Source organism: Zobellia uliginosa (genome assembly GCF_900156625.1).
Classification (GTDB): domain Bacteria; phylum Bacteroidota; class Bacteroidia; order Flavobacteriales; family Flavobacteriaceae; genus Zobellia; species Zobellia uliginosa.
The window spans coordinates 807,308-830,202 of the sequence record NZ_FTOB01000004.1 but is presented as its reverse complement, the minus strand read 5'-3'; the positions used below and the strand labels follow the sequence as shown (position 1 = coordinate 830,202).

Annotated in this window: 20 protein-coding genes; 15 read left to right on the top strand and 5 right to left on the bottom strand. The window is 43.1% G+C overall.

Going from position 1 to position 22,895, the window contains the following annotated elements; genetic code table 11:
* Positions 1-127 precede the first annotated feature (127 nt).
* Genes BW980_RS16150 through BW980_RS16140 form a run of 3 tightly spaced genes read right to left on the bottom strand, consistent with a single transcriptional unit; the run spans position 128 to position 3,414 of the window.
* On the bottom strand, positions 128-1,081 hold the full coding sequence (locus BW980_RS16150) for an AAA family ATPase (protein WP_076456188.1): 954 nt from the start codon (positions 1,079-1,081) through the stop codon (positions 128-130).
* A 4-nt stretch (positions 1,082-1,085) separates the two neighbouring features.
* Entirely contained in the window at positions 1,086-2,537 is a 1,452-nt protein-coding gene (locus tag BW980_RS16145) for a peptidylprolyl isomerase (RefSeq protein WP_076456187.1), read from the bottom strand.
* Complete coding sequence (locus tag BW980_RS16140; RefSeq protein ID WP_076456186.1) at positions 2,521-3,414, bottom strand: peptidyl-prolyl cis-trans isomerase; 894 nt, start codon at positions 3,412-3,414, stop codon at positions 2,521-2,523. Before BW980_RS16140 ends, BW980_RS16145 begins: the two co-directional genes overlap by 17 nt.
* Before the next feature lie 198 nt (positions 3,415-3,612).
* On the opposite strand from BW980_RS16140, the gene BW980_RS16135 reads away from it, so the two are divergent.
* The 7 genes from BW980_RS16135 to BW980_RS16105 all read left to right on the top strand — a co-directional run bounded on the left by BW980_RS16135 (position 3,613) and on the right by BW980_RS16105 (position 12,232).
* Positions 3,613-3,864, top strand: a complete 252-nt coding sequence (locus BW980_RS16135; protein ID WP_076456185.1) for a hypothetical protein — start codon at positions 3,613-3,615, stop codon at positions 3,862-3,864.
* A gap of 29 nt (positions 3,865-3,893) precedes the next feature.
* On the top strand, positions 3,894-5,045 hold the full coding sequence (locus tag BW980_RS16130) for a serine hydrolase (RefSeq protein WP_076456184.1): 1,152 nt from the start codon (positions 3,894-3,896) through the stop codon (positions 5,043-5,045).
* A 183-nt stretch (positions 5,046-5,228) separates the two neighbouring features.
* Positions 5,229-7,589: a DUF2339 domain-containing protein gene (locus BW980_RS16125; protein WP_076456301.1), complete on the top strand. Its 2,361-nt coding sequence runs from the start codon at positions 5,229-5,231 to the stop codon at positions 7,587-7,589.
* Positions 7,579-8,802, top strand: a complete 1,224-nt coding sequence (locus tag BW980_RS16120) for a DUF3999 family protein (RefSeq protein WP_076456183.1) — start codon at positions 7,579-7,581, stop codon at positions 8,800-8,802. Before BW980_RS16125 ends, BW980_RS16120 begins: the two co-directional genes overlap by 11 nt.
* A 99-nt stretch (positions 8,803-8,901) precedes the next feature.
* A complete protein-coding gene (rluF, locus tag BW980_RS16115) occupies positions 8,902-9,630 on the top strand; it encodes a 23S rRNA pseudouridine(2604) synthase RluF (protein ID WP_076456182.1) in 729 nt (242 codons plus the stop codon).
* Between the two features lie 123 nt (positions 9,631-9,753).
* Positions 9,754-11,091: a carboxypeptidase-like regulatory domain-containing protein gene (locus tag BW980_RS16110; protein ID WP_076456181.1), complete on the top strand. Its 1,338-nt coding sequence runs from the start codon at positions 9,754-9,756 to the stop codon at positions 11,089-11,091.
* Positions 11,092-11,179: 88 nt separating this feature from the next.
* Entirely contained in the window at positions 11,180-12,232 is a 1,053-nt protein-coding gene (locus BW980_RS16105; protein WP_076456180.1) for a S66 peptidase family protein, read from the top strand.
* 75 nt (positions 12,233-12,307) lie between these two features.
* Here the strand turns inward: BW980_RS16105 and recQ are convergent, their stop codons facing one another.
* Positions 12,308-14,518: a DNA helicase RecQ gene (recQ, locus tag BW980_RS16100; RefSeq protein ID WP_076456179.1), complete on the bottom strand. Its 2,211-nt coding sequence runs from the start codon at positions 14,516-14,518 to the stop codon at positions 12,308-12,310.
* A 254-nt stretch (positions 14,519-14,772) separates the two neighbouring features.
* Here recQ and BW980_RS16095 point away from each other — a divergent pair, with 254 nt between their 5' ends.
* The 3 genes from BW980_RS16095 to lptB all read left to right on the top strand — a co-directional run bounded on the left by BW980_RS16095 (position 14,773) and on the right by lptB (position 17,423).
* Positions 14,773-15,738, top strand: coding sequence for a KpsF/GutQ family sugar-phosphate isomerase (locus BW980_RS16095; protein ID WP_076456178.1), 966 nt, complete (start codon positions 14,773-14,775; stop codon positions 15,736-15,738).
* The gene (gene tatC / locus BW980_RS16090; protein WP_076456177.1) at positions 15,738-16,592 is read left to right on the top strand and encodes a twin-arginine translocase subunit TatC; all 855 of its coding nucleotides are present in this window, start codon (positions 15,738-15,740) and stop codon (positions 16,590-16,592) included. Before BW980_RS16095 ends, tatC begins: the two co-directional genes overlap by 1 nt.
* Positions 16,593-16,682: 90 nt before the next feature.
* Positions 16,683-17,423 carry an LPS export ABC transporter ATP-binding protein gene (gene lptB / locus BW980_RS16085; protein WP_013994292.1) on the top strand — a complete coding sequence of 247 codons (741 nt, stop codon included), beginning with the start codon at positions 16,683-16,685 and terminating at the stop codon, positions 17,421-17,423.
* On the opposite strand, the gene BW980_RS16080 is transcribed toward lptB, so the two are convergent.
* Entirely contained in the window at positions 17,420-18,169 is a 750-nt protein-coding gene (locus BW980_RS16080) for a CDP-alcohol phosphatidyltransferase family protein (RefSeq protein WP_076456176.1), read from the bottom strand. The two genes, lptB and BW980_RS16080, sit on opposite strands and share 4 nt — an antisense overlap.
* A gap of 108 nt (positions 18,170-18,277) precedes the next feature.
* Between BW980_RS16080 and BW980_RS16075 the strand changes: the two genes are divergently transcribed.
* The 5 genes from BW980_RS16075 to BW980_RS16060 all read left to right on the top strand — a co-directional run bounded on the left by BW980_RS16075 (position 18,278) and on the right by BW980_RS16060 (position 22,726).
* Entirely contained in the window at positions 18,278-19,450 is a 1,173-nt protein-coding gene (locus tag BW980_RS16075) for an Lnb N-terminal periplasmic domain-containing protein (RefSeq protein WP_076456175.1), read from the top strand.
* A gap of 4 nt (positions 19,451-19,454) precedes the next feature.
* Positions 19,455-21,335 carry an ABC-F family ATP-binding cassette domain-containing protein gene (locus tag BW980_RS16070; RefSeq protein WP_076456174.1) on the top strand — a complete coding sequence of 627 codons (1,881 nt, stop codon included), beginning with the start codon at positions 19,455-19,457 and terminating at the stop codon, positions 21,333-21,335.
* Positions 21,336-21,529: 194 nt separating this feature from the next.
* Entirely contained in the window at positions 21,530-21,904 is a 375-nt protein-coding gene (locus BW980_RS16065) for a hypothetical protein (protein WP_139327706.1), read from the top strand.
* A 27-nt stretch (positions 21,905-21,931) separates the two neighbouring features.
* A complete protein-coding gene (locus tag BW980_RS22615; RefSeq protein ID WP_175609904.1) occupies positions 21,932-22,093 on the top strand; it encodes a hypothetical protein in 162 nt (53 codons plus the stop codon).
* Between the two features lie 51 nt (positions 22,094-22,144).
* The gene (locus BW980_RS16060) at positions 22,145-22,726 is read left to right on the top strand and encodes a cob(I)yrinic acid a,c-diamide adenosyltransferase (RefSeq protein ID WP_076456172.1); all 582 of its coding nucleotides are present in this window, start codon (positions 22,145-22,147) and stop codon (positions 22,724-22,726) included.
* Positions 22,727-22,895 lie beyond the last annotated feature (169 nt).

Genomic DNA, 22,895 nt, shown 5'->3' with positions numbered 1-22,895 from the left:
ATAAAACTTTTGCCGTAGGATTCCCACCTTTTTTAGAAATTGATCAGTAGATTGCCCTTCACTTACACTACCGATGGAAAGAAAGGCAGAAAACTTTAGAATTTACAGCAGATATGTTAAATTTCGGCTACAGTAATTTTCCGATCAGGGTTTCTTCGGAAATACCCTCGGCCTCGGCTTTGTAATTTTTTATGATACGATGTCGCAATATACCTGTAGCCACTGCCTGAACATCCTCGGCGTCAGGGGAGTATTTTCCGTGTATGGCCGCATGCGCCTTGGCTCCTAGCACCAAGTTTTGGGAGGCCCTTGGCCCTGCTCCCCAATCGATATATTGTTTTACGTAATCACTGGCCGTTTCAAGGTTGGGCCGTGTGGAATTCACCAATTTTACCGCATACTCAACAACGTTATCGGGCACCGGAATACGGCGTACCAACTGTTGTACCTCAAGTATCTCTTGTGCGTTGAACAAGGCATTGACGGTTACCGATCGATCGGAAGTCGTACTTTTTACGACTTGGACCTCTTCGGCTATGGATGGGTACTTCAACTCTATAGCGAACATAAAGCGGTCTAACTGCGCTTCGGGCAAGGGATAGGTGCCCTCTTGTTCGATCGGGTTTTGGGTGGCCAAGACAAAATAAGGAAGCTCTAGCTTGTGCTGGTGGCCCGCAATGGTCACAGCCCTTTCCTGCATGGCCTCTAACAAGGCCGCTTGCGTCTTTGGCGGTGTTCTGTTGATTTCATCGGCCAATATAATATTGGCGAAGATGGGGCCTTTGATAAATTTAAAGTTTCGGTTTTGATCTAAGACCTCACTACCCAGAATATCACTAGGCATTAAATCGGGCGTAAATTGGATTCGTTTAAAGTCGAGTCCGAGCGTTTGGGCTATGGCATTCACCATCAAGGTCTTTGCCAGTCCGGGAACACCGATCAAGAGCGAGTGCCCTCCGGTATAGATACTCAAAAGAATCTGGTTTATGACCTCGTCTTGGCCCACTATGACCTTGGCGATTTCTTGTTTGAGCGCCTTATGTTTTTCTACCAGTCGATCGATCGCCTTAACGTCTGACATGCAATCAGTCTTTTATCCAATTGTTTGCAAAATCGCAGTCCCTATTACTATCATTAACGCTAATATAGGTATCATCTATATGTTCGTCCATCCATTTTTTTATGGCCTTGTACTGCTTTTCAGTTTTGGCCAATTGCTGGATCTTGATGTAATCTTTGGCAAAGTCGGCCACATGCTCGTCGTAGCGGTTGGTTACCTTCAAGATTTTATACTTTGGACCTCCTCCCCTAGGGTCTTCTTCTAAGATAGGATATGAAATTTCATCGTCTTTAAGGTTTCTTACCTGATTGTACAGGGTCGGGTCCATTTTGGTCAACTCAAAACGCGAGTCAAAATTGGTTGGGTTTCGTAAAAGACCGCCATCAAATTTGGTTTCTTTTTCATCAGAAAAATTAAGGGCCGCTTGGGCAAAGGTATACTTGCCTTCCATTATATGCTTGCGAATGGTATCCAATTCCGTTTTCACCTCGTCTAAGGCCTGTTGCGAAATTTTTGGTTGTATCAAAATATGGCGCAAATCCAATTCTTGTCCCCTTATTTTTTCAATGTAGATGATATGGTAGCCGAACTGGGTCTCAAAAGGCTCTGAAACTTCACCTTCCCTCAAGCTAAAGGCAACATCCTTAAAGGTCTTGTCGAATCCGGTATCTTTTGTGATACTGTAGAAACCTCCTTTTGATTTCGATCCTGGATCCTGTGAATACAAAATGGCCTTCACACTAAAACTCGCATCATTGTCCTCTACATCGGCCTTGATTTCGTTCAGCTTATCGATAACGTTCTGAATTTCTTCCTCTGTGGGCTTGGGCGCCTTCACAATTTGGGCGATTTCCATTTCCGCACCAAAAACCGGGCGCTCATCTTCAGGAATCTTATTGAAGAACTGACGTACTTCTTCGGGTGTAATCTCTATTTCCTCTACAATACTCGACTGCATCTTCTCTGAAAGCATACGCAGCTTGTTGATTTTATTGATGTCTTCACGAAGGCTAGCCTCATCTTCCTTCTTGTAAAACTTCAACAGCTTTTCCATAGAGCCGGTTTGTTGCACGAAAGATTGGATCTGACGATCCGTAGTTGCTGCAATTTCGTCATCGGAGACCAAAAGACTGTCTTGTACGGCTTGATGTGCATACAAACGATCTTCCATCAATTTTCCTAAAAGTCCACATCGGGTAACATCGGCCGTAGAAACGCCTTGACTTTTTAGGTCGATCAGGGTCTTTTCTATATCCGATTCCAGAATTACATAGTCGCCCACTACAGCGGCAATGCCATCCACCTTTATTTTTTTGAAAGGTTTGGCCGAATCTTTTTCAACGACTGCTTCAGCCTCTAATGCAGGGGCTATGGATTCGTCTTCGCTTTCGGTTGCTTGCCCTGTTTCTTGGGCAAAAGACATTCCCGTCAAAAACAGACATCCCAAAATTATGGCAAACTTATTCATCTTGCCCATAATACACTTCAAATTCCTTTTTTTTAATAGCCTCATCTATAATTTCTGTTTCCAGTTTTCGTAAATAATCGAGTTTTCTCCTGCTTAGTAGTACCTGCTTGATCGTGGGTTCTATGTATGATAGCGGAGCGACATCATTAACATCCCTTACATCGGTAACCTTTGCCAAATATACCCCGTTTGCATCCTCTAACTCAAAAAATTGTGATTTTTTTAGGTGTTTATCCGCATTATCGAAGGTTAAGGGCGGTATTTCCTCAATGACCCTCGTGGCACTTACCCATATAGAATCGTTAAAATTCAGTTTTTTGAATTGTACCCCTATGGAGTCGAGATAGCTTATATCGTCTTTTTTAAATCGTTTCAATTTGCCGATGACGTCGTCTTTGTTCAAAAACTGCGTAGGCAATTCCACAAACCTCAACCTTACGATTTTTTCTTTTAACTTGAAGTTTTCCTTTTCCTTTTCATAAAAGCCCTTCAACTGCGAACTGGAAACCACGGTATCACCGCTTTGATGTGCCAAAGCTTCCTTATAGGCCCTGGTATATAGATCCGTGCGGTAATCATCTACCAAGGCATCGTACTCTGCCAACTTATCTTCCGGCAAGTTTATTTTTGCCTTGTCCAACAGCAATTGCTTCGACGCCCAATTATTAATGTAGTTCATTACGAAGGAAGCACTATCTTCTTTAGATATCCCTTTGGCCAATAATTTATCTACCTCATCGCGATAAAGGTAATTTTCGCCCACACGTGCTATATACTCCGGTTCATCTTTTTTAAAAAAAGAGCCACAACCGACAAGAAACATAAGAACTACTGTAACTGCCGAGTAACGAACCAAGTAGCACAAAGGTGTTTTTTTGAATTCCATTGGGCAAAAATAACAAATCCGTTATGGTGGACAATAGTCCACAAAGGTCTTAACAAGATTTTGGTTTTTAATGTAATTAAAAACCTACACTTACTGTACCATTCGTGAAAAATGCCCGTAGATAATCCATTATATTCCCAAAACGATGGTACTTTTGCCCTAAAATAAGTTCTGTTAGAACGATCGACAACATTCATTATGGGCAGAAAAATAAAATTGATTTGGGATTTTAGGGGGCCTAGCGCCGAAAAAACAGCGGAGCATCATGTTATTCACCTAAAAGAATACATAGCCATAGAAAAAACAAACCTGAATATTACTGGGCATCAAGATTTTGGCCCCATGCATAGTATTGCGTATATGGTAGTGGACGAATCTGAAATGATACCGGTAAGGGACGCCCTTAAACCCCATCGTGGAGAGGTTTACACGGAACCGGCCGACCAATAGTACGTTCTAGCTTATGACCTAAGGAAACTATGTTCAAATCATCTTTTTTAATCGGTATATGCTTTTTGTTCCTTTTTTCATGCGCGCCAAAAGAGCCGGAAAAAGGAAATGCCCCCCTCGAGTTTGCCTTGGGCAGCGACCACCCCAAGATCAAAAGGGTGATGGACAGCCTCGCCGCCTATGAAATACAAATACGCTACACACAGATCCACAGAAAGGGAAGGCAAATAGATTTTACCGATTTTGATTTCCAGGTCGATACCAGCAAGTATTTCTACCCTGCCAGCACGGTAAAATTTCCCATTGCGGTAACCGCCTTGGAAAAACTGAACGAAACCAAGACCCTTGACCTAAATACCAGGTTCTACATTGAGGGCGATTCCGTTGAAACCACCTTTTCCGAAGCCATTTCACAAATATTCACGGTGAGCGACAACCAAGCGGCCAATCGTCTGATCGATTTTCTCGGTCAAGATTCGATCAACCATCGATTACACAGAAGGGGCGTTTCGCCCGTACGGATTTGGCAAAGACTTGATGACCCAAATGACAATGTAACCACCACTCCCTTAATTATTTACGAAAACGACTCGACAATCTCTATGCGGTCGCCCCTTATCAGCGCCTATCCGAAACCTTTAGATCTGCATGGCATCTACAAAGGAAAAGGGTTTTATGACGACGAAGGCACCCTTATTCCGGAACCCTTTGATTTTAGCCTGAAAAACTACTACCCCATAAGCGCCCAACACGATTTGTTGAAACGCATTATTTTTCCTGAACGTTTCGATTCCCTGCAACGGTTCGCCCTAAGCGAAGGGCAGCGTTCCTTTTTACTAAAAGCGATGCACACCCTACCCCGACAAGCAGGCTACGACCCTGCAAAATATCACGATGGGTACAGTAAATTCTTTATGTACGGCGATACCACGGAAGAAATTCCCGAACACATCGAAATATACAACAAGGTCGGCTTTGCCTATGGAACCCTTACCGATTGTGCCTATATAAAAGACACGAAGAACAAGGTAGAATTTATGCTCACCGCCACCATCCTCGTGAACAAAAACGGCATCTTTAACGACGATACGTACGAGTACAAGGAAATAGGTCTTCCCTTTTTGGCCGAATTGGGAAGACAGCTCTATGCCTATGAGCTCATGCGCCTTAAACAAGAATAAGCCGTAAACACATATACAGGGGCAAAAACACCATTCTCCCCTACCGACTAGCAGGTCTCATTTCGGCGATTTTCAACCAACCCTTTCTTTCACACATCAATAAAACCTCGAGTTGAACGTTATCTAAGATAGTTCAGTACGTGTTTGGCCGATATAGGCCCTGCATACTTAAAACTACAGATCATGCCCAACCACCAAGACCGGATCGACCAATTAAACCAAAAGCTTGAGCTACTTCTTAGCAAACAAGAAGGTTTTGCCAAAGAACTTATGTCGCTCTACAAAGAAATCGAAGCGGTCAAAAAGCTTCGGCCAGAAGACCTAGTTCCAGAAAAACCCGTGGAATCCCCCGTAATTAACGAAAACCCGACTCCTGTCGAAGCTACGGAAAAGATTATACCCGTAAGGCCCGATACCCCTACAAAAGCTCTTGACAAAGAGCTTCCCCGTACAAAAGCCCCAATTCCGAAAAAACATAAAAAAGAAAAAAGGAAGTGGAATCTTGAAAAATTCATCGGTGAAAACCTCATCAGTAAAATCGGTATCATAATAACGGTGATCGGTATTGCGATCGGGGTCAAATATTCTATTGAGAACGGTCTGATCAGTCCCTTGACCCGTATTGTTTTTGGCTACTTGGCCGGACTCGGACTATTAGGCTTTGGCATTAAGCTCAAGGCCAAATATGAAAGCTACAGTGCCGTTCTGGTCAGTGGCGCCTTGGCTTCTTTATATTTTATCACTTTTGCCGCCTATAGTTTTTACGGCCTATTCCCCCAACTGATGGCCTTTGCCCTAATGTTGGTATTTACGGCATTTGGCGTTGTTGCGGCATTGAATTACAACAATCAGGTCATTGCCCATATCGGACTCGTTGGCGCCTATGCCATACCCTTTTTATTGAGCAATGATTCGGGTAGTACATTTACCCTGTTCTCCTATATGGTCATTATCAATTTAGGTATTTTGACGATTTCGGTAAAAAAATATTGGAAAGGACTATTCTATTCGGCCTTTGGATTCACCTACCTGATCTATATATCATGGCTCTCATCCTCATTCAATATCGATTCCGATTTTCTTATGGCCTTTAGTTTCCTAGGTATATTTTTCATCATTTTCTATGCGTGTTTCCTAGCCTATAAACTTATTCGCCATGAAGTATTCTTAAAAATCGATGTTGTTCTCCTACTCTTGAATTCCTTTGCTTTCTATGGCATAGGTTACGGCCTTTTAAACCAACATGAGACAGGGGCAGAACTCTTGGGCCTATTTACATTGGCCAATGCCCTTGTTCATTTTATGGTAAGTGTGATTTTATTCAAGAAAAAATTAGCTGACCGCAGTCTTTTCAATCTGGTAACCGGCATGGTACTGGTATTCATTACCCTTGCCATACCCGTACAGCTCGACGGGAACTGGGTAACACTATTGTGGACACTTCAAGCTGCACTGTTATTTTATATCGGTCGCACCAAGAGCGTCATTTTTTACGAGCACCTCTCATACCCTCTAATGCTATTGGCGCTTTTCAGCCTAACGCACGATTGGAACATAGGCTATATATTTGAGCGGGGCACGGAGACCGCCCTCCACCCCATCTTAAACATTTACTTCTTAACCTCTGTATTATTCTCGATCGGATTTGGTTTTATTTATGGGATCAACCGAAGGAAACCCTTGGCCGAACCCCAGCCGGAAGTATCGCGTATCATGTCCTTTATTGTTCCTATCATCCTACTTTTTGTCGCCTACGTGTCGTGCTATTTAGAAATCGAATATTACTGGGACCAATTGTACAGGGCTTCCGAAGTAAACCTAACCCCCAATAATGAGTACGGGTACGGTAATTACAACTACGACCTGAAGAACTTTGGGGCCATGTGGCTCTTCAACTTTACGTTTTTATTCTTTGCCCTATTGGCCGTTCTGAACATCAAAAAAGTCAAGAACCGCATATTGGGTATTGCCACCTTGGCCTTTTGCATGTTCATATGGATGGCCTACCTTACCGGAGGGCTATATATTTTAAGCGAACTACGGGAAAGCTATATCGATCGGGCCTCATCGGAATATTATGAAATCGGTGCATTCAATTTGGGCATTCGCTACGTATCATACGTATTTTACGCCTTGAATTTGATTGCCGCCCTCAAGCTTGCAAAACGTAAATTCATAAATCTGAAGATGAACATCGGTATCGAAATCATGGTACATCTTTCCCTACTCTGGATCTTGAGCAGTGAACTCTTGAACCTGATGGACCTTGCCAGCTCCGAAAAATCGTACAAACTAGGACTAAGCCTACTTTGGGGTACTTATGCGCTGTTCTTGATCGGCCTCGGCATCTACAAAAAACGTAAACACCTTCGCATCTGTGCCATTTCCTTGTTCGGCATCACATTGGCCAAGCTGTTCTTTTATGACATCGCCTCATTAAATTCCATATCAAAAACCATTGTTTTCGTATCACTAGGTGTACTCTTGCTTATTATCTCATTCCTTTACAACAAATACAAAAATCAAATTTCGGATGAAAGTTAAAATAAAGCTTCTTGTTTTTATCGGATGCTGGTTTGCTTGTTCCTTTGCCTTCGGCCAACTCCCGAAATACGAACATCGGCAAGAGTTGAAGAACATTACGGAGCAGTGGCATAAGATTTCCTTGCCCCTATCTGTTCTTAACCATTCCAACGCCGACCTATCAGACATCAGAATCTACGGCCTTACCGAAAAAGACACCTTGGAAGCGCCATACGTACTGAACATTGGTTCTGGAAAACACACCAAACAAAAGGTAGACTTCAAACTATTGAATACGGTTTCGAACGCAAAAGGGTTTTATTATACCTATGAAATCCCCACAACCGAAAGCATCAATGAATTGGAACTCGAATTCGATACCGACAATTTTAATTGGATGGTCGACCTAGAAGGAAGCCAAAACCAAAACGATTGGTTCCGGATCTTAGAAGACTACCGTATCCTTTCGATAAAAACAAGCCAGACCGATTACCAGCATACGACCTTGACCTTCCCTTCAAGCCAGTACAAATACTATCGTTTACTTGTAAAGAGTCGTAAATCCCCAAAATTAACCCGGGCCCAACTGAATCTAGACAGTTCGCTCAAGGCCGTTTATGACAGCTACCCGGTTACCTTCATGAATATTGACCAAAAGGATAAAAAAACGATAATCGATATCGACCTGAACCAAAGCCTACCTTTGAGCTTTTTACGCTTAAACCTAAAGGAAACGGTCGACTATTACAGGCCGGTGACGGTAAAATACGTTCAAGATAGCATACAGACCGAAAAGGGATTAAAGTACCGTTACAAGGAGCTATACAGGGGCACCCTGACCTCTATTGACACTACAGGCTTTAAATTCAACAGTAGCAAAGCCCAAAAATTGAGGGTCATCATTGAAAACAACGACAATAGGCCCTTACAAGTAGAAGGTGCGGACATAAAAGGGTATCGGCACGAACTCGTTGCCCGTTTCGACGACAAGGCAAAATATTATCTGGCCTACGGAAATAAAAAAGCCCGGGCACCCAAATACGACATTATAAACATTGCCTCGCAAATTCCCGACGACGCGCCCCTACTTGCCCTCGGCAAGGTAGAGCACAACACAAAGGCAAAAAAGACCAATCGGGCCCTACTTGAAAACAAACTTTGGTTATGGCTGGTCATGGGCTCCGTTATCATAGTTCTCGGATGGTTTACGCTTCGTATGATGGCCAAGCGCTAAAGGCATATCTAAAAAAATGTACGCGCGAACCGTACGGTAAAAATGGACTAGTATACCAAATTAAGATCCCTTAAATTTGCACTATAAAAACAGGAAAGCGTGCAAGAACCGAAACAGACCCGAATCAACAAATACCTTAGTGAAGTTGGCTATTGTTCGCGCCGTGCCGCTGACAAACTAATCGACCAAGGGCGGGTCACCATCAATGGTAAAGTTCCTGAAATGGGCACAAAAATCACCCAAGGCGATGAAGTACGCGTTGATGGCGAATTGATTTCCGAACCAAAGGAAAAGCCCGTTTACCTAGCTTTTAACAAGCCTATCGGCATTGTCTGCACTACCGACACCAGGGTAGAAAAAGATAATATTATCGATTTCATCAATTACCCCAAGCGGATTTTTCCGATCGGTCGTTTAGACAAACCCAGTGAGGGCCTGATTTTTTTAACGAACGATGGCGACATTGTAAATAAGATCCTTCGAGCGCGCAACAACCACGAGAAAGAATATTTGGTAACCGTAGACCGGGCCATTACCGCCGATTTTGTAAGGAAAATGGAAAATGGGGTGCCTATTTTAGACACCATAACACGAAAATGTAAGGTTGAACAAATCGGCAAATACGAGTTTAAGATCATCTTGACCCAAGGTCTAAACCGACAGATTCGTCGTATGTGCGAATACTTGGGCTACAATGTACAACGCCTGAAACGCATTCGTATAATGAACGTAAAACTTGACATCCCGGTAGGGAAATGGCGAGACCTTACGCAAGCCGAACTTGACGAAATCCATCGTTTGGTCTCCGAATCGGCAAAAACACATTAAGTCCCCGGCCGTTCTTAAAGAGGAAAACACCCCAGCTAATTCCGTGTGTTAAAAAGCCTATATATCCCATTAAAAATCACTATATTAGGGAGAAGCGAAAGCTATAACCCAAACTCAGAAAAAATGATACGGAAATACGATATTACACGCACTACATTCCGGTCTGTGGCTACGGCCTTGGCCGTATGGGCCCTATTTGCGACACCCCTGTCGGCCAGCGCATTTTTTCAAGATCCTGTCGAGCAAAAGGAAGAGGCCGAATACAACCTTTACAAAGGCGAAGTCTTGGATGCCAGTTCAAAAAAACCATTGGTATTCGCTTCCTTATCCGTAGAAGAATCGAACATCAGTACCATAACGAATACCGAAGGGGAATTTTCCCTAAAAATACCAAGTGACCTGACCCAGGCCAACATCACGGTATCCTTCTTGGGTTACAGCACCCAAACCATTCCTTTGAGCCAACTAAAAGAAGAGCGCAACAAAATTCTTATGGTGTCCTCCGTACTTAAATTGCACGAAGTCAATATAGAAGTACCGAAAGATGCCGAAAGCCTTGTTCGCGAAGTACTAAAAAGTAAGGGGGAAAATTATTTTGACGCCCCCACCCTTATGACCGCTTTTTATAGGGAAACCATAAAAAAACGAAGAAAGAACGTTTCACTTTCCGAAGCTGTGGTCAATATTTACAAAACACCCTATACCTCACTAAAAAAAGATGGTGTAAAACTATACAAGGCCCGTAAAAGCACAGATTACAGTAAGCTCGACACCGTTGCCCTAAAACTACAGGGCGGCCCTTTCAACGCCTTGTTCATTGATATAATGAAATACCCCGAATACATCTTTTCGCCGGAATCACTAGACTATTATACATTCCGGTTCGACCATTCTACCCGGGTAAACGACAAATTGATCTATGTGATAAGCTTTGAGCAGCTTCCCGAGATATTAGACCCCTTATACAAGGGGCAACTATATATAGACGCCGAAAACAAAATACTCACCAGTGCCATTTACAGTCTCAACATCACCGATAAGGAAATGGCGGCACGAATGTTCGTCAGACGAAAACCAAAAAATGCCAAGGTATGGCCTACGGATGTTGCCTACAGGGTCGATTATCGTGAAAAGAATGGCAAATGGTATTACTCTTATAGCAATGTTCTCTTGGAGTTCAAGGTCAATTGGGACAAACGTCTCTTTAACTCGGTCTACAGCATGACATGCGAAATGGCCGTTACCGACTGGAAGAAAAACATGATGGAAGATTTTCCAAAAGCCAAGGATAGAATTAAGACGTCCATTATTTTAAGCGATGAGGCCATAGGCTTTGCCGACCCTGACTTTTGGGGACAGTACAACATTATTGAACCCGAAAAATCGATTGAGTCGGCCATCAAGAAAATTCAACGGCAATTGCGAAGGGCCAATTCGGATGGAGGCACTTCCATTCCTTAGAAAGCATACGAACCCCATGTATAAAATCGACCAAATGGTCGATTTTTTTTATGATTCTATTTAAATTCACCCTATAAACACAAAGTATATGGGCAATAGAAGACAGTTTATAGGTTCGGCTCTAGGAGGTGCCATAGCGGCACTCCTTCCCAATGTAGGTATAGCGAATAGTGTATCATCGACCTACCTCGACACGATTCGACCCAAAAGGTTAAAAAAAGGAGATACCATAGGACTAATCGCCCCGGGCTACGCCATTGCACCATCGGTCTTGGAGGAGGCTAAAAAAACGCTAAAATCCATGGGTTTCAAGCCCTTTCACACCGATCGCATCATAGGAAATTATGGATATTTAAGCAACACCGATGAGGAGCGCGCAAAAGACCTTAACGAAATGTTCGCCAACCCAGACATCGATGGTATACTTTGCGCAAGAGGCGGTTATGGCTGTACCCGGATCATGCAGATGATAGATTACGAAACCATTAAAAAGAACGGCAAAACCTTTATCGGTTTCAGCGACATCACCGCCCTACTGAACGGCATCTATCAAGAAACGGGCCTCGTAACCTTTCACGGGCCGGTAGGCAGCACTTTGAACGATCCTTATAGTATCAGACAATTGGAAAAGGTAGTAATGTACCCTAGAGCCCCCTTGGCCATACAAAATGTAGAACTATTGAACCCTGAATTACGTACGAACCCCGAGTTCGAACGCTATACCATTACCGAAGGCATTGCCAGGGGAAAACTCGTCGGAGGCAGCCTGACCCTTATCAATGCCCTAATCGGGACACCACATGAAATTGACTTTACCGATGCCATTGTTTGCATTGAAGATGTTGAAGAAGCCCCATATCGGATGGACCGTATGCTTACCCAATTGATCGAGGGCAAGACGTTTAAAAAGGCCGCAGGTATTCTTATCGGTGTTTGTGCCGGTTGCAACGCTTCCACCAATCCGAAGTCCTTTTCTTTAAAGGAAGTGATCCTAGACCGGATCAGGCCTCTTGGCATCCCAGCAGTCTATGGCATGAGCTTTGGTCATGTTGAGAACAATTTTACCTTCCCGATTGGGATCACGGGAAAAATGGATGCCGCAAAAATGAACCTACAGCTATTGGAAAAAGCTGTTATTTAACCCGTAAAAACGTAAAAAAGCGCGATGTCAAACCCAAAGATTGCATCGCGCTTTTTGTATCGATATGCTAAAAAATCAATTCGCTACCTCACTAATAAACTTAAGTCGGTATAAGCGAAGTTCTTCGTCTTCATAGTCTCCATCAAACTCCTTCATCGCCTCTTCCAGGTCATCGGTTTCCGCTTCTAAAAAATAATCATGGATTTCTTCCTGCTGATCTTCATCGAGCACCTCGTCGATCCAATAATCGAGATTCAACTTGGTACCACTGAATACGATCTGCTCCATCTCCTTTAGTAGTTGCGGAATTTCAATTCCCTTGGCCGATGCAATATCGCTTAACGGAAGTTTGCGGTCTACATTCTGTATAATGTAAAGTTTTAAGGCCGAATTGGCCCCTGTGCTCTTCACCACAAGATCATCGGGCCTGATAATTTCATTCTCTTCAACATAGCGGGAAATAAAATCAATGAAGGGCTTCCCGTATTTACGTGCCTTGCCTTCTCCTACCCCATAGATATTCGTAAGTTCTTCCTGTGAAATCGGGTATTTGGTGGCCATATCCTCTAAGGAAGGGTCTTGAAATACCACGAACGGAGGCACACCCAACTTATGGGCCTGGCTCTTTCGCAATTCTTTTAACCGCTTCAATAGGTTCTCATCAGCTACGCCTCCTTTTGCGGCACTGACGATGGCATCATTACCCTCTTTGCTATAGGCATGGTCCATAGTCATCATAAACGACTCGGGCTCCTTTAAATAGGCCTCTCCACGTTCCGTAACGTGAAGAATGCCGTATTGTTCGATTTCCTTTTTCAAAAGGCCTGCCACCAAGGTTTGGCGAATTAAGGCCATCCAGTAGCCCTTATCCTTGTCCGCACCAATCCCGAACTCGGGTTTCTCATCGGTTTTATGCGATGTAATCAGGGCGTTGACCTTACCCAAAAGGGTTCTTACGATTTCTTTTGATTTGAATTTTTCGTGTGTTGCCTTTATTACTTTGATCAGCTTGACAACGTTCTCTTTGGCCTCTTGCTTTTCTTTGGGGTTTCGGGTATTATCATCCATATCGGCCCCTTCCCCATTGACCTCGTCAAATTCCTCCCCAAAGTAATGGAGCATGAATTTTCTGCGCGACATTGAAGTTTCCGCATAGGCTACTACCTCTTGCAACAGGGCATTGCCGATTTCTTGTTCGGCAACAGGCTTGTTGGACATAAACTTTTCAAGTTTTTCTATATCCTTATAGGAGTAGAACGCCAAACAATGGCCCTCACCGTCGTCCCTTCCGGCCCTTCCGGTTTCCTGGTAATAACTTTCAATACTCTTGGGAATATCATGATGTATAACAAAGCGCACGTCGGGCTTGTCTATACCCATGCCAAAGGCTATGGTCGCCACCACCACATCGACATCCTCCATCAAGAACATATCTTGATATTTCGAACGGGTCTTGGCATCAAAACCGGCATGGTAGGGTACGGCACTTACGCCGTTTACCTGAAGGACCTGGGCCAACTCTTCTACCCGCTTTCTACTCAAACAGTATATAATACCCGATTTTCCGGCATTCTTTTTTACGAAGCGAATAATATCGGAATCTACATTGGCCGTCTTGGGCCTTACCTCATAAAAGAGGTTGGGCCTGTTAAACGAAGCCTTATAGGTTTGCGCATCGGTAATCCCCAAGTTCTTAATGATATCTTCTTGTACCTTGGGTGTAGCCGTGGCCGTCAATGCTATTATGGGTATATCGTCGTCCAAACGGTTGACAATGGTTCTCAAATTTCTGTATTCGGGCCTGAAATCGTGGCCCCATTCAGAGATACAATGCGCCTCGTCTACAGCGATAAAAGAAAGTTTCACCGACTGAAGAAAGTCGATATAGTCTTCTTTGGTCAATGATTCGGGCGCGACATAGAGCAACTTGGTAATACCGTTCGTAATATCTTCCTTCACCTGCCTTACCTCTGTTTTGGTCAAAGAAGAATTAAGTACATGGGCAATACCGAACTGATCGGATACTCCCCTAATGGCATCTACCTGATTCTTCATCAACGCGATCAACGGTGAAACCACGATAGCGGTACCATCTTGCATTAACGCAGGGAGTTGGTAACAAAGTGATTTACCTCCGCCCGTGGGCATAATGGCAAATGTATTGTTACGTTCTAGAATGTTGGTGATAACGGCTTGTTGTAGACCTTTAAATTCGGAAAAACCGAAGTGTTTTTTTAACGAGGCATGCAGATCCGTTTCTTTCAAAACTTTTTTATCTTTTGCCATACGTCGTAAAAAACTTTAGGAATCTGTGTCTCAATTGTTCAAAAATCATAGTTTTCTTTACGGGGGACTCTAATTTATTCAAAATATATTTTTAGGTATTAAATTAGCTATACGTCAAGATTATGTAATTTTGTAATCTTAAATATAAAACAAAGTTTTAGAAACCGTCCGTGTTTTAAGATTGTTTTATTCAAAATGAGGGTATTTGTCGTTTACAAGCCCCTAAAAAGAACAAATTTAATCTATTTTACACTTTGAACGATAGCAAAGCTATTCTTGCGATAGCAAAGAAAACCATAGAAACCGAAAGTGCTTCCATCAATCATTTGGGCACTTTATTGAACGAAGAGTTCTCCGATGCCGTCAATTGCATTCTTGAATCTAAAGGAAGGGTCATTGTTTCGGGCATTGGCAAAAGTGCCATAATCGCGTCTAAAATCGTAGCCACCTTAAACTCTACAGGAACACCTGCCATTTTTATGCATGCCGGCGATGCCATCCATGGTGACTTGGGCACTATCCAAGAAGAAGACGTGGTAATCTGTATCTCAAAAAGTGGTAGCACCCCTGAAATCAAAATGTTGGTCCCCCTAATAAAACGGGGAAGGAACAAGTTGATAGCCATGACCGGAAATATCGAGTCTTATTTGGCCAAGGAAGCACACTTTGTTCTTAACACCTATGTGACCAAGGAAGCCTGCCCCAACAATTTGGCCCCTACGACCAGCACCACGGCACAACTGGTTATGGGAGACGCCCTGGCCATCTGTCTTTTAAAGATAAAAGGATTTAGCAGCAAGGATTTTGCCAAATACCATCCCGGCGGATCCTTGGGTAAAAGGTTATACCTCAGGGTTTCCGACATTGTAGGTGCGAACCAAAAACCCCAAGTACCCATTGATGCGGACGTAAAAAAGGTCATAGTAGAGATTTCCGAAAAAATGCTGGGCGTTACGGCGGTTACCGAAGGTGACAACATTGTAGGTATCGTGACCGATGGCGACATTAGGCGCATGCTCAACAAATACGATAATATAAGTGGCCTAACGGCCCGTGATATTATGACGTCCAACCCTAAGACCATTTCGGTAAACGTTTTGGCTATTGAAGCCTTGGAACTGATGCAAGAAAAAGGCATCTCACAATTATTGGGTGTAGACGGTAAAAAATATATGGGTGTTGTACATTTGCACAACTTGATCAACGAAGGTATATTATAATGGCAAAGCAGAATACGAAGTCTCCCGACGAAATGTCGTTTTTAGATCACCTAGAAGAATTACGATGGCATTTGATACGATCGGTCTTAGCCGTCGTCATTATAGCCACTGGGGCGTTCGTGATGAGTGGATTTATTTTCGACACCATCATTTTTGGACCGTCTAAAATGGATTTTCCAACCTATCGCTTGTTTTGTGACATAGCTACCTACCTAGGTTTTGACTCGGCCTTCTGTGCCGATAAGCTACCCTTCACCATTCAGAGCCGGACCATGGGCGGACAGTTCTCCGCCGATATCTGGACGGCCATCTGGGTCGGCTTTATTGTAGGCTTCCCTTATGTATTGTACGAACTGTGGAAATTTATAAGTCCGGGACTACATCCCAACGAAAAGAAACATTCCAAAGGCTTCATCTTTATTGCCTCTTTTCTCTTTTTCATGGGCGTATTGTTCGGTTATTACGTGGTAGCCCCGCTATCTATCAATTTCTTGGGAACCTACCAAGTAAGTGAAATCGTTCTCAATGAGTTTGACCTTAGTTCGTATATCAGCACCGTAAGAACGGCGGTAATAGCCTGTGGGGTGCTTTTTGAACTGCCCATTATTATTTACTTTTTAACCAAGGTTGGCATCGTTACCCCTGAAATATTGAAAAAATACAGAAAGATAGCCCTAGTGGTGGTACTGATTCTTTCTGCCGTAATAACACCTCCAGACGTAACCAGTCAGATCATTGTTGCCGTACCGGTGTTAATTTTATACCAAGTAAGTATTTACATCTCGAAAATAGTATTGAAGAACGATGCCAAACGCGAGAAAAAGGCAAAGGAAAAAGGGTTAAAGAAAACGTAAATACACGGCTGTTTCAAAAGTTTCCCGTTTCTTTAGTACTTCATTAGATGTACCAAAGGCCGATGGGACCTAAAACAAGAAACCATAAAAATGAAGTTAAGAGCTGAAAATATAATGAAAGCCTACCGGGGCCGAAAAGTAGTAAAGGGTATTTCCTTGGAAGTAAACCAAGGGGAAATCATTGGCCTGCTCGGGCCTAACGGTGCCGGAAAAACCACTTCTTTTTATATGATCGTTGGTTTGATAAAGCCTAACGGGGGAAAAATATATTTGGACGGAACCGACATTACCAACTTCCCCATGTACAAAAGAGCCCAAAACGGCATCGGCTACTTGGCACAAGAAGCTTCCGTTTTTAGGAAGCTGAGTATTGAAAAAAACATTCTTAGCGTGCTACAGCTAACTAAGCTCAGCAAAAAAGAGCAACTCATGAAAATGGAGTCGCTTATAGAAGAGTTCAGCCTGGGCCACATCCGTAAAAGCCGTGGCGACTTACTTTCAGGTGGCGAACGCAGACGTACCGAAATAGCACGTGCACTGGCTACCGACCCCAAATTCATTCTATTGGACGAACCTTTTGCCGGTGTTGACCCCGTGGCGGTAGAGGACATTCAGCGTATCGTAGCCCAACTAAAGGATAAAAACATCGGGATACTCATTACCGACCACAACGTTCAAGAAACCTTGGCCATTACCGAAAGATCCTACCTTATGTTCGAAGGAGGCATCTTGAAATCGGGAATACCCGAAGACCTGGCCGCAGATGAAATGGTTCGTAAGGTATACTTGGGGCAAAACTTCGAATTGCGTAAAAAGAAACTCGACTTTTAAGACTTGTTCTTTACGGCATCTACGTTTGCCACCAAAGAGGCGGCCACATAAAACACGATGATGCAAGGAACGGCCAAAAACTTCAAGGTCAACAAAAGCACGGCACTAACGATCAAGAAAATATAACGCACGGCATTGTCCTTAAAATTCCATGTCTTAAACTTTAAGGCAAATAGCGGAATGTTGGCGTTTAACAAATAGGTACTCAAGATGGTTATAAAAATTAAAAACCATTGATTGAGAATAATACCGTTTAAGGCATCATTGTTCTGATACTGTAAGATCAAGGCCAAGGAAAGGATCAAAAGGGCATTCGCCGGAGTAGGAAGCCCCACAAAAGAAGAAACTTGGTTTTCATCGATATTGAACTTGGCTAAGCGATAGGCCGAACCTAGGGTAATCAAAAAGCCTAAAAAAGGAACATAATCGGACAAATAGAGAAAAGAAAAGGAAGCACTGTCGCCCGTATGCCACCCTCCTCCCATAGCCATGGCCAGTAACTGGTACATCACAATTCCGGGAACGAGCCCACTGGTTATCATATCGGCCAAGGAATCCAACTGAACCCCTAATTCGCTCTGCACTTTCAAAACCCTTGCGGCCAATCCATCGAAAAAATCGAAAAAAATCCCTAAAAAAACAAACAACGCCGCCATTTCGAGCTTGTTCGATACCGCAAAAACCGTAGCGATACATCCACAGAAAACATTCAACAACGTAATCAGGTTAGGAATATACTTTTTCATATTATTATCTGCTTTTGCGTAAAAATAACACAATTTAACATCAATCAGGTCAGACCATAATTTATTCGGATATTTGCCGAACAAAATTCTGCAAAAACAGAAACGCCATTGAAAAAATTACTCTACATACTACTTTTCAGTTTTTCGATTTTGGGCTTGGCCCAAGCACCTGAATTGACGCCCTTGTCTAAAATAAGTGTCGTAACCTGTGGCCCTGGCTCTGAACTCTATTCCACCTTTGGCCATAGTGCCATTCGCGTTGAAGACCCCAGTTTGGGAATAAACGCCGTATACAACTACGGCACCTTTGACTTTACCACGCCCAACTTCTATATGAAATTTGCGCGGGGCAAACTCGACTATAGCCTGGCCAGACAAAATTTCGCCTATTTCTTAAAAGAGTATGAGTACGAAAACCGATGGGTAAAAAGTCAAGAACTGCAATTGACCTTGGCCCAACGCCAGTCGCTTTTTAATTTTCTTGAAACCAATTTCCTTCCTGAAAACCGAGATTACAAATACGATTTTTTCTATAACAACTGCGCTACCAAAATTTGGGATGTTCTTAAGGAAGTTTATGGAGACGCCCTGGTCTTTGATGAAAGCTACCTGAACGAACTGCACACCCATCGCCAACTGATACGCCAAAAGGTTAAGATCAATTCATGGGCCGGTTTCGGCATAGACTTGGCCCTTGGCTCGGTAATAGATGATGTTGCCACACCTAAAGAGCACATGTTCCTGCCCGATTACATCTTGAAGCAACTTGAGGTTGCCCAATTGAACGGTCAATCTTTAACGGCCCAACCCAAGGTTTTACTAGAGGCAAAAGATCAAGACCAAGGCTCTAGTTTTTTGGTTTCACCAGAACTATGGCTCATCGTATTTCTAGTCGTAATACTGCTTTTAACCTATTTCGACTTTAAGAACAACACGCGCAGAAGGTGGCTTGATTTCATCCTGTTTTTCAGTACGGGCCTTATCGGCGTACTCATCTTATTTTTATGGTTCTTTACCGACCATAGCGCCACCGCGGGCAACTACAATTTACTATGGGCCTTTCCCTTCAATTTGTTCATCGCTTTTGTGGTCGCCCTAAAAAAGGGACCTAACTGGATTGCCAAATACGCCGTATTACTGGCCGGCCTCATTCTAGCCTCCGGTGTATTCTGGATGTTCGGGGCCCAAGAATTTTCACCCTTATTATTGGCCGTATGGGCCGCCCTTATCGCACGATATTTATTTTTATTCTGGTCGTATCACAAGCCAAAAATCGCATAATTGCATGAACCTACTTACAGTTGAGAATATTTCAAAATCATATGGTGAACGTGTCTTGTTCAACAACCTTTCCTTCGGAATCAATAAGGGCCAAAAAATTGCCTTAATCGCCAAGAACGGAACGGGCAAGACCTCCATACTTAACATTATGTCAGGACTCGACAGTCCTGATTCGGGTCAGGTCAATTACAGAAAGGGCATACGTGTGTCATTTTTAGACCAAGAACCCAATCTTGATGGCAATCTGACCGTAGAGCAAACCATTTTTGCCTCGGAAAATGAAATCCTAAAAGTGATACATGCCTATGAAAACGCCCTTAAAAATCCGGAAGACGCCGATGCGTACCAAGTTGCTTTTGAAGCGATGGACCGTTTCAACGCCTGGGATTTTGAAACCCTATATAAGCAGATCCTGTTCAAACTGAAGTTAGAAGACCTCGATGCCAAGGTAGGCTTACTCTCCGGAGGGCAAAAAAAGCGTTTGGCCCTGGCCGACGCCCTTATCAACAAACCCGATCTTTTGGTCCTTGATGAACCTACCAACCATTTGGATCTTGAAATGATCGAGTGGCTTGAAGAATACTTCGCCAAAGAAAACATGAGCCTGTTTATGGTAACGCACGACCGCTATTTTTTAGAACGGGTCTGCAACGAAATCATAGAACTCGACAACGGCCAGCTATACCCCTACAAAGGCAACTATTCGTACTATCTCGAGAAAAAAGAAGCGAGAATCGAACAAGAATCGGTAGAACAGCACAAATCGGAACGCCTCTTTAAAAAAGAACTGGAGTGGATGCGCAGGCAGCCAAAGGCCCGTACCACAAAATCAAAATCACGTATAGACGATTTTTCGACCATAAAGGAAAAAGCAAGCCAGCGCAGAAAAGAACACGAGGTGCAGCTAGAACTAAATATGGAACGTATGGGCAGCAAAATCCTAGAGCTGCACAAAATTTCAAAATCCTACCCCGACAAGCCTATACTCGATAAGTTTGAATATAACTTCACCAAAGGCGAACGCGTAGGGATCATCGGCAAGAACGGCACCGGAAAATCGACCTTCCTAAACATTGTTACCGGCTCGGACCAACCCGATTCGGGCAAGGTGGTAGTAGGTGACACGATTAAATTCGGTTACTACACCCAGAAAGGAATCAACATCAAGGAAGGCCAAAAAGTAATCGATGTCATTCGCGATTTCGGCGATTTCATTCCGCTGAAAAAAGGAAAGCAGATCTCGGCCCAACAGCTTTTGGAGCGCTTTCTTTTCGACCGAAAAAAACAATACGATTTTGTTGACAAACTCAGTGGTGGCGAAAGAAAAAGATTGTACTTGTGTACGGTTCTGATCCAAAATCCTAATTTCTTGATTCTTGATGAGCCTACCAACGACCTTGACATAGTAACCCTGAATGTACTCGAAAGCTTTCTTTTGGATTTCCCCGGATGTCTTATCGTGGTTTCCCACGACCGTTATTTTATGGATAAAATAGTAGACCATCTTTTTGTCTTTAGGGGCAATGCCGTAGTCGAGGATTTTCCAGGAAACTATTCGGACTACCGGTCCTATGAAAGCAGCAAGGTGCTTGAAGAGCGTGAGGAAAAGGCAAATATCAAAGAATCTTCGGCCAACAAAAACGTTCAAAAACAAAGCAGTTCAAAGAGTAAACTCTCTTATTCGGAACAAAAAGAATACAAAAACCTTGAAAAGGATATTCAAAAATTAGAAACGAAAAAAGTAACGGTACAAGACAAATTTGCCGATGCCAACCTAACGGGCGAGGAAATCGACAAGCTTTCAATCGAACTCAAGGAAATCAACGAAGCCATTGAAGCAAAGACAGAGCGTTGGTTTGAACTATCGGCACAAATGGAAGATTGATCGTTGCACAAAAATAAAATGGCGCCTGGCCGCACTGAGCGAATATGACTACCGGCAATACCGTACAGCAGCTATTGAAGTATTTTAGATTTTTGACCTCGGCAACGAATCAACACGGGGTACACTCCCCTTTCGTATACACCTACGTCACCAAATGTCTATATAAAAAAAAGCCGTATCGCACGTCTAAATCCATGAAGGTCTTATTGAAAAGCACAGCCTACTTTAATGCGGAACGTATTAGGTTCCTAGGCGATGATGGCCTATGCAAGGCCCTTGTACTCGAAAATTTTCCCAATATCGAAATGGTTTCCGAGGCGGCCGACATCGTATTTCTGCCAAAAAACGCCCCCTATGATTCGATAAAGGACTTTTTCTCCCATGAAAACGCCAAACATAACGACACCATGCTCTTTTACGACGCCCCCCATAGTTCTCCCAAAAATGAAGCTATCTGGCAAACCTTAAAAGCACATCAAAAAGTAACGGTCACCATCGACATGTTTTATTGTGGTGCCGTTTTTTTTAGGCGGGAACAGGCCAAGGAGCATTTTAAGATTCGGATTTAAACGCTATTTTTAACGCAAATTACATTTATGCACAATAATACCATATATATTGTTCTAGGGGTCGTAGCGGTCATATATATCGTAATTTCAATGAACAATCGCCGTGTGGGCAAAGACCGAAAATCACGGAGGTTTATGGATGGTTATGAACGGAAAGCCGACAAAAAAAGGGACGAAGACCGAAAGTAGGCTTTCGTAGACATCCAAACGAAAAAGATACAGACCGGCAAATACATCCATATGAAAATATACACCAAGACAGGCGATAGCGGCACCACGGCCCTTATTGGAGGAACCCGAGTAATGAAACACCATATTCGTATAGAGAGTTATGGTACGGTAGACGAGTTGAACTCTTGGCTAGGCCTGATACGCGACCAAGATATAGATTCACATACCAAGGAGATCCTGGCCCAGATACAAGATAGGCTGTTCATCGTTGGGGCCGTTTTGGCGACCGATCCCGACAAGGCCCTCCTAAAAAATGGAAAAAAAAGGCTGAATATCCCAGAAATCGAGGCATACGACATTAAACTCCTAGAAAAGGAAATCGACACAATGGATGCCGACCTGCCGCAGATGACACATTTTATACTTCCCGGCGGACACACGACCGTGTCATACTGTCATATTGCGCGAACCGTCTGCCGTAGGGCGGAACGAATGAGCACTCTTTTGTACGAAAATGAGCCTTTTGACGAAAAATTATTGTCATTTTTAAATCGACTTTCCGACTACCTATTCGTACTGGCACGAAAATTGTCAAAAGCCTTAAAAGCGGACGAAGTAAAATGGATTCCTAGAGATAAAACAAAAGGCTAAAAACAGTGATTTTAAAATATTTATCACTCTTTAGCTTGTTATTCTCTAATAATTTGTTTAATTCTTCGTTATCAAACTATTAAAAGAGAAATAAAGCGGATAAAATAGCCGTAATTACTTGGCTATGTGTTTATAAAAATTATTTTTGCAAAAATTTAAAATCGAACAA

Bases quoted from the DNA above. Each gene is read 5' to 3' on its own strand.
- BW980_RS22615 (WP_175609904.1), top strand. From the start codon at position 21,932: ATGCACAATAATACCATATATATTGTTCTAGGGGTCGTAGCGGTCATA.
- lptB (WP_013994292.1), top strand. From the start codon at position 16,683: ATGAAGTTAAGAGCTGAAAATATAATGAAAGCCTACCGGGGCCGAAAA.
- tatC (WP_076456177.1), top strand. From the start codon at position 15,738: ATGGCAAAGCAGAATACGAAGTCTCCCGACGAAATGTCGTTTTTAGAT.
- BW980_RS16070 (WP_076456174.1), top strand. From the start codon at position 19,455: ATGAACCTACTTACAGTTGAGAATATTTCAAAATCATATGGTGAACGT.
- BW980_RS16120 (WP_076456183.1), top strand. From the start codon at position 7,579: ATGAAAGTTAAAATAAAGCTTCTTGTTTTTATCGGATGCTGGTTTGCT.
- BW980_RS16135 (WP_076456185.1), top strand. From the start codon at position 3,613: ATGGGCAGAAAAATAAAATTGATTTGGGATTTTAGGGGGCCTAGCGCC.
- BW980_RS16145 (WP_076456187.1), bottom strand. From the start codon at position 2,537: ATGGGCAAGATGAATAAGTTTGCCATAATTTTGGGATGTCTGTTTTTG.
- BW980_RS16130 (WP_076456184.1), top strand. From the start codon at position 3,894: ATGTTCAAATCATCTTTTTTAATCGGTATATGCTTTTTGTTCCTTTTT.
- BW980_RS16060 (WP_076456172.1), top strand. From the start codon at position 22,145: ATGAAAATATACACCAAGACAGGCGATAGCGGCACCACGGCCCTTATT.
- BW980_RS16140 (WP_076456186.1), bottom strand. From the start codon at position 3,414: ATGGAATTCAAAAAAACACCTTTGTGCTACTTGGTTCGTTACTCGGCA.
- BW980_RS16080 (WP_076456176.1), bottom strand. From the start codon at position 18,169: ATGAAAAAGTATATTCCTAACCTGATTACGTTGTTGAATGTTTTCTGT.
- recQ (WP_076456179.1), bottom strand. From the start codon at position 14,518: ATGGCAAAAGATAAAAAAGTTTTGAAAGAAACGGATCTGCATGCCTCG.
- BW980_RS16125 (WP_076456301.1), top strand. From the start codon at position 5,229: ATGCCCAACCACCAAGACCGGATCGACCAATTAAACCAAAAGCTTGAG.
- BW980_RS16110 (WP_076456181.1), top strand. From the start codon at position 9,754: ATGATACGGAAATACGATATTACACGCACTACATTCCGGTCTGTGGCT.
- BW980_RS16065 (WP_139327706.1), top strand. From the start codon at position 21,530: ATGAAGGTCTTATTGAAAAGCACAGCCTACTTTAATGCGGAACGTATT.
- BW980_RS16105 (WP_076456180.1), top strand. From the start codon at position 11,180: ATGGGCAATAGAAGACAGTTTATAGGTTCGGCTCTAGGAGGTGCCATA.
- BW980_RS16150 (WP_076456188.1), bottom strand. From the start codon at position 1,081: ATGTCAGACGTTAAGGCGATCGATCGACTGGTAGAAAAACATAAGGCG.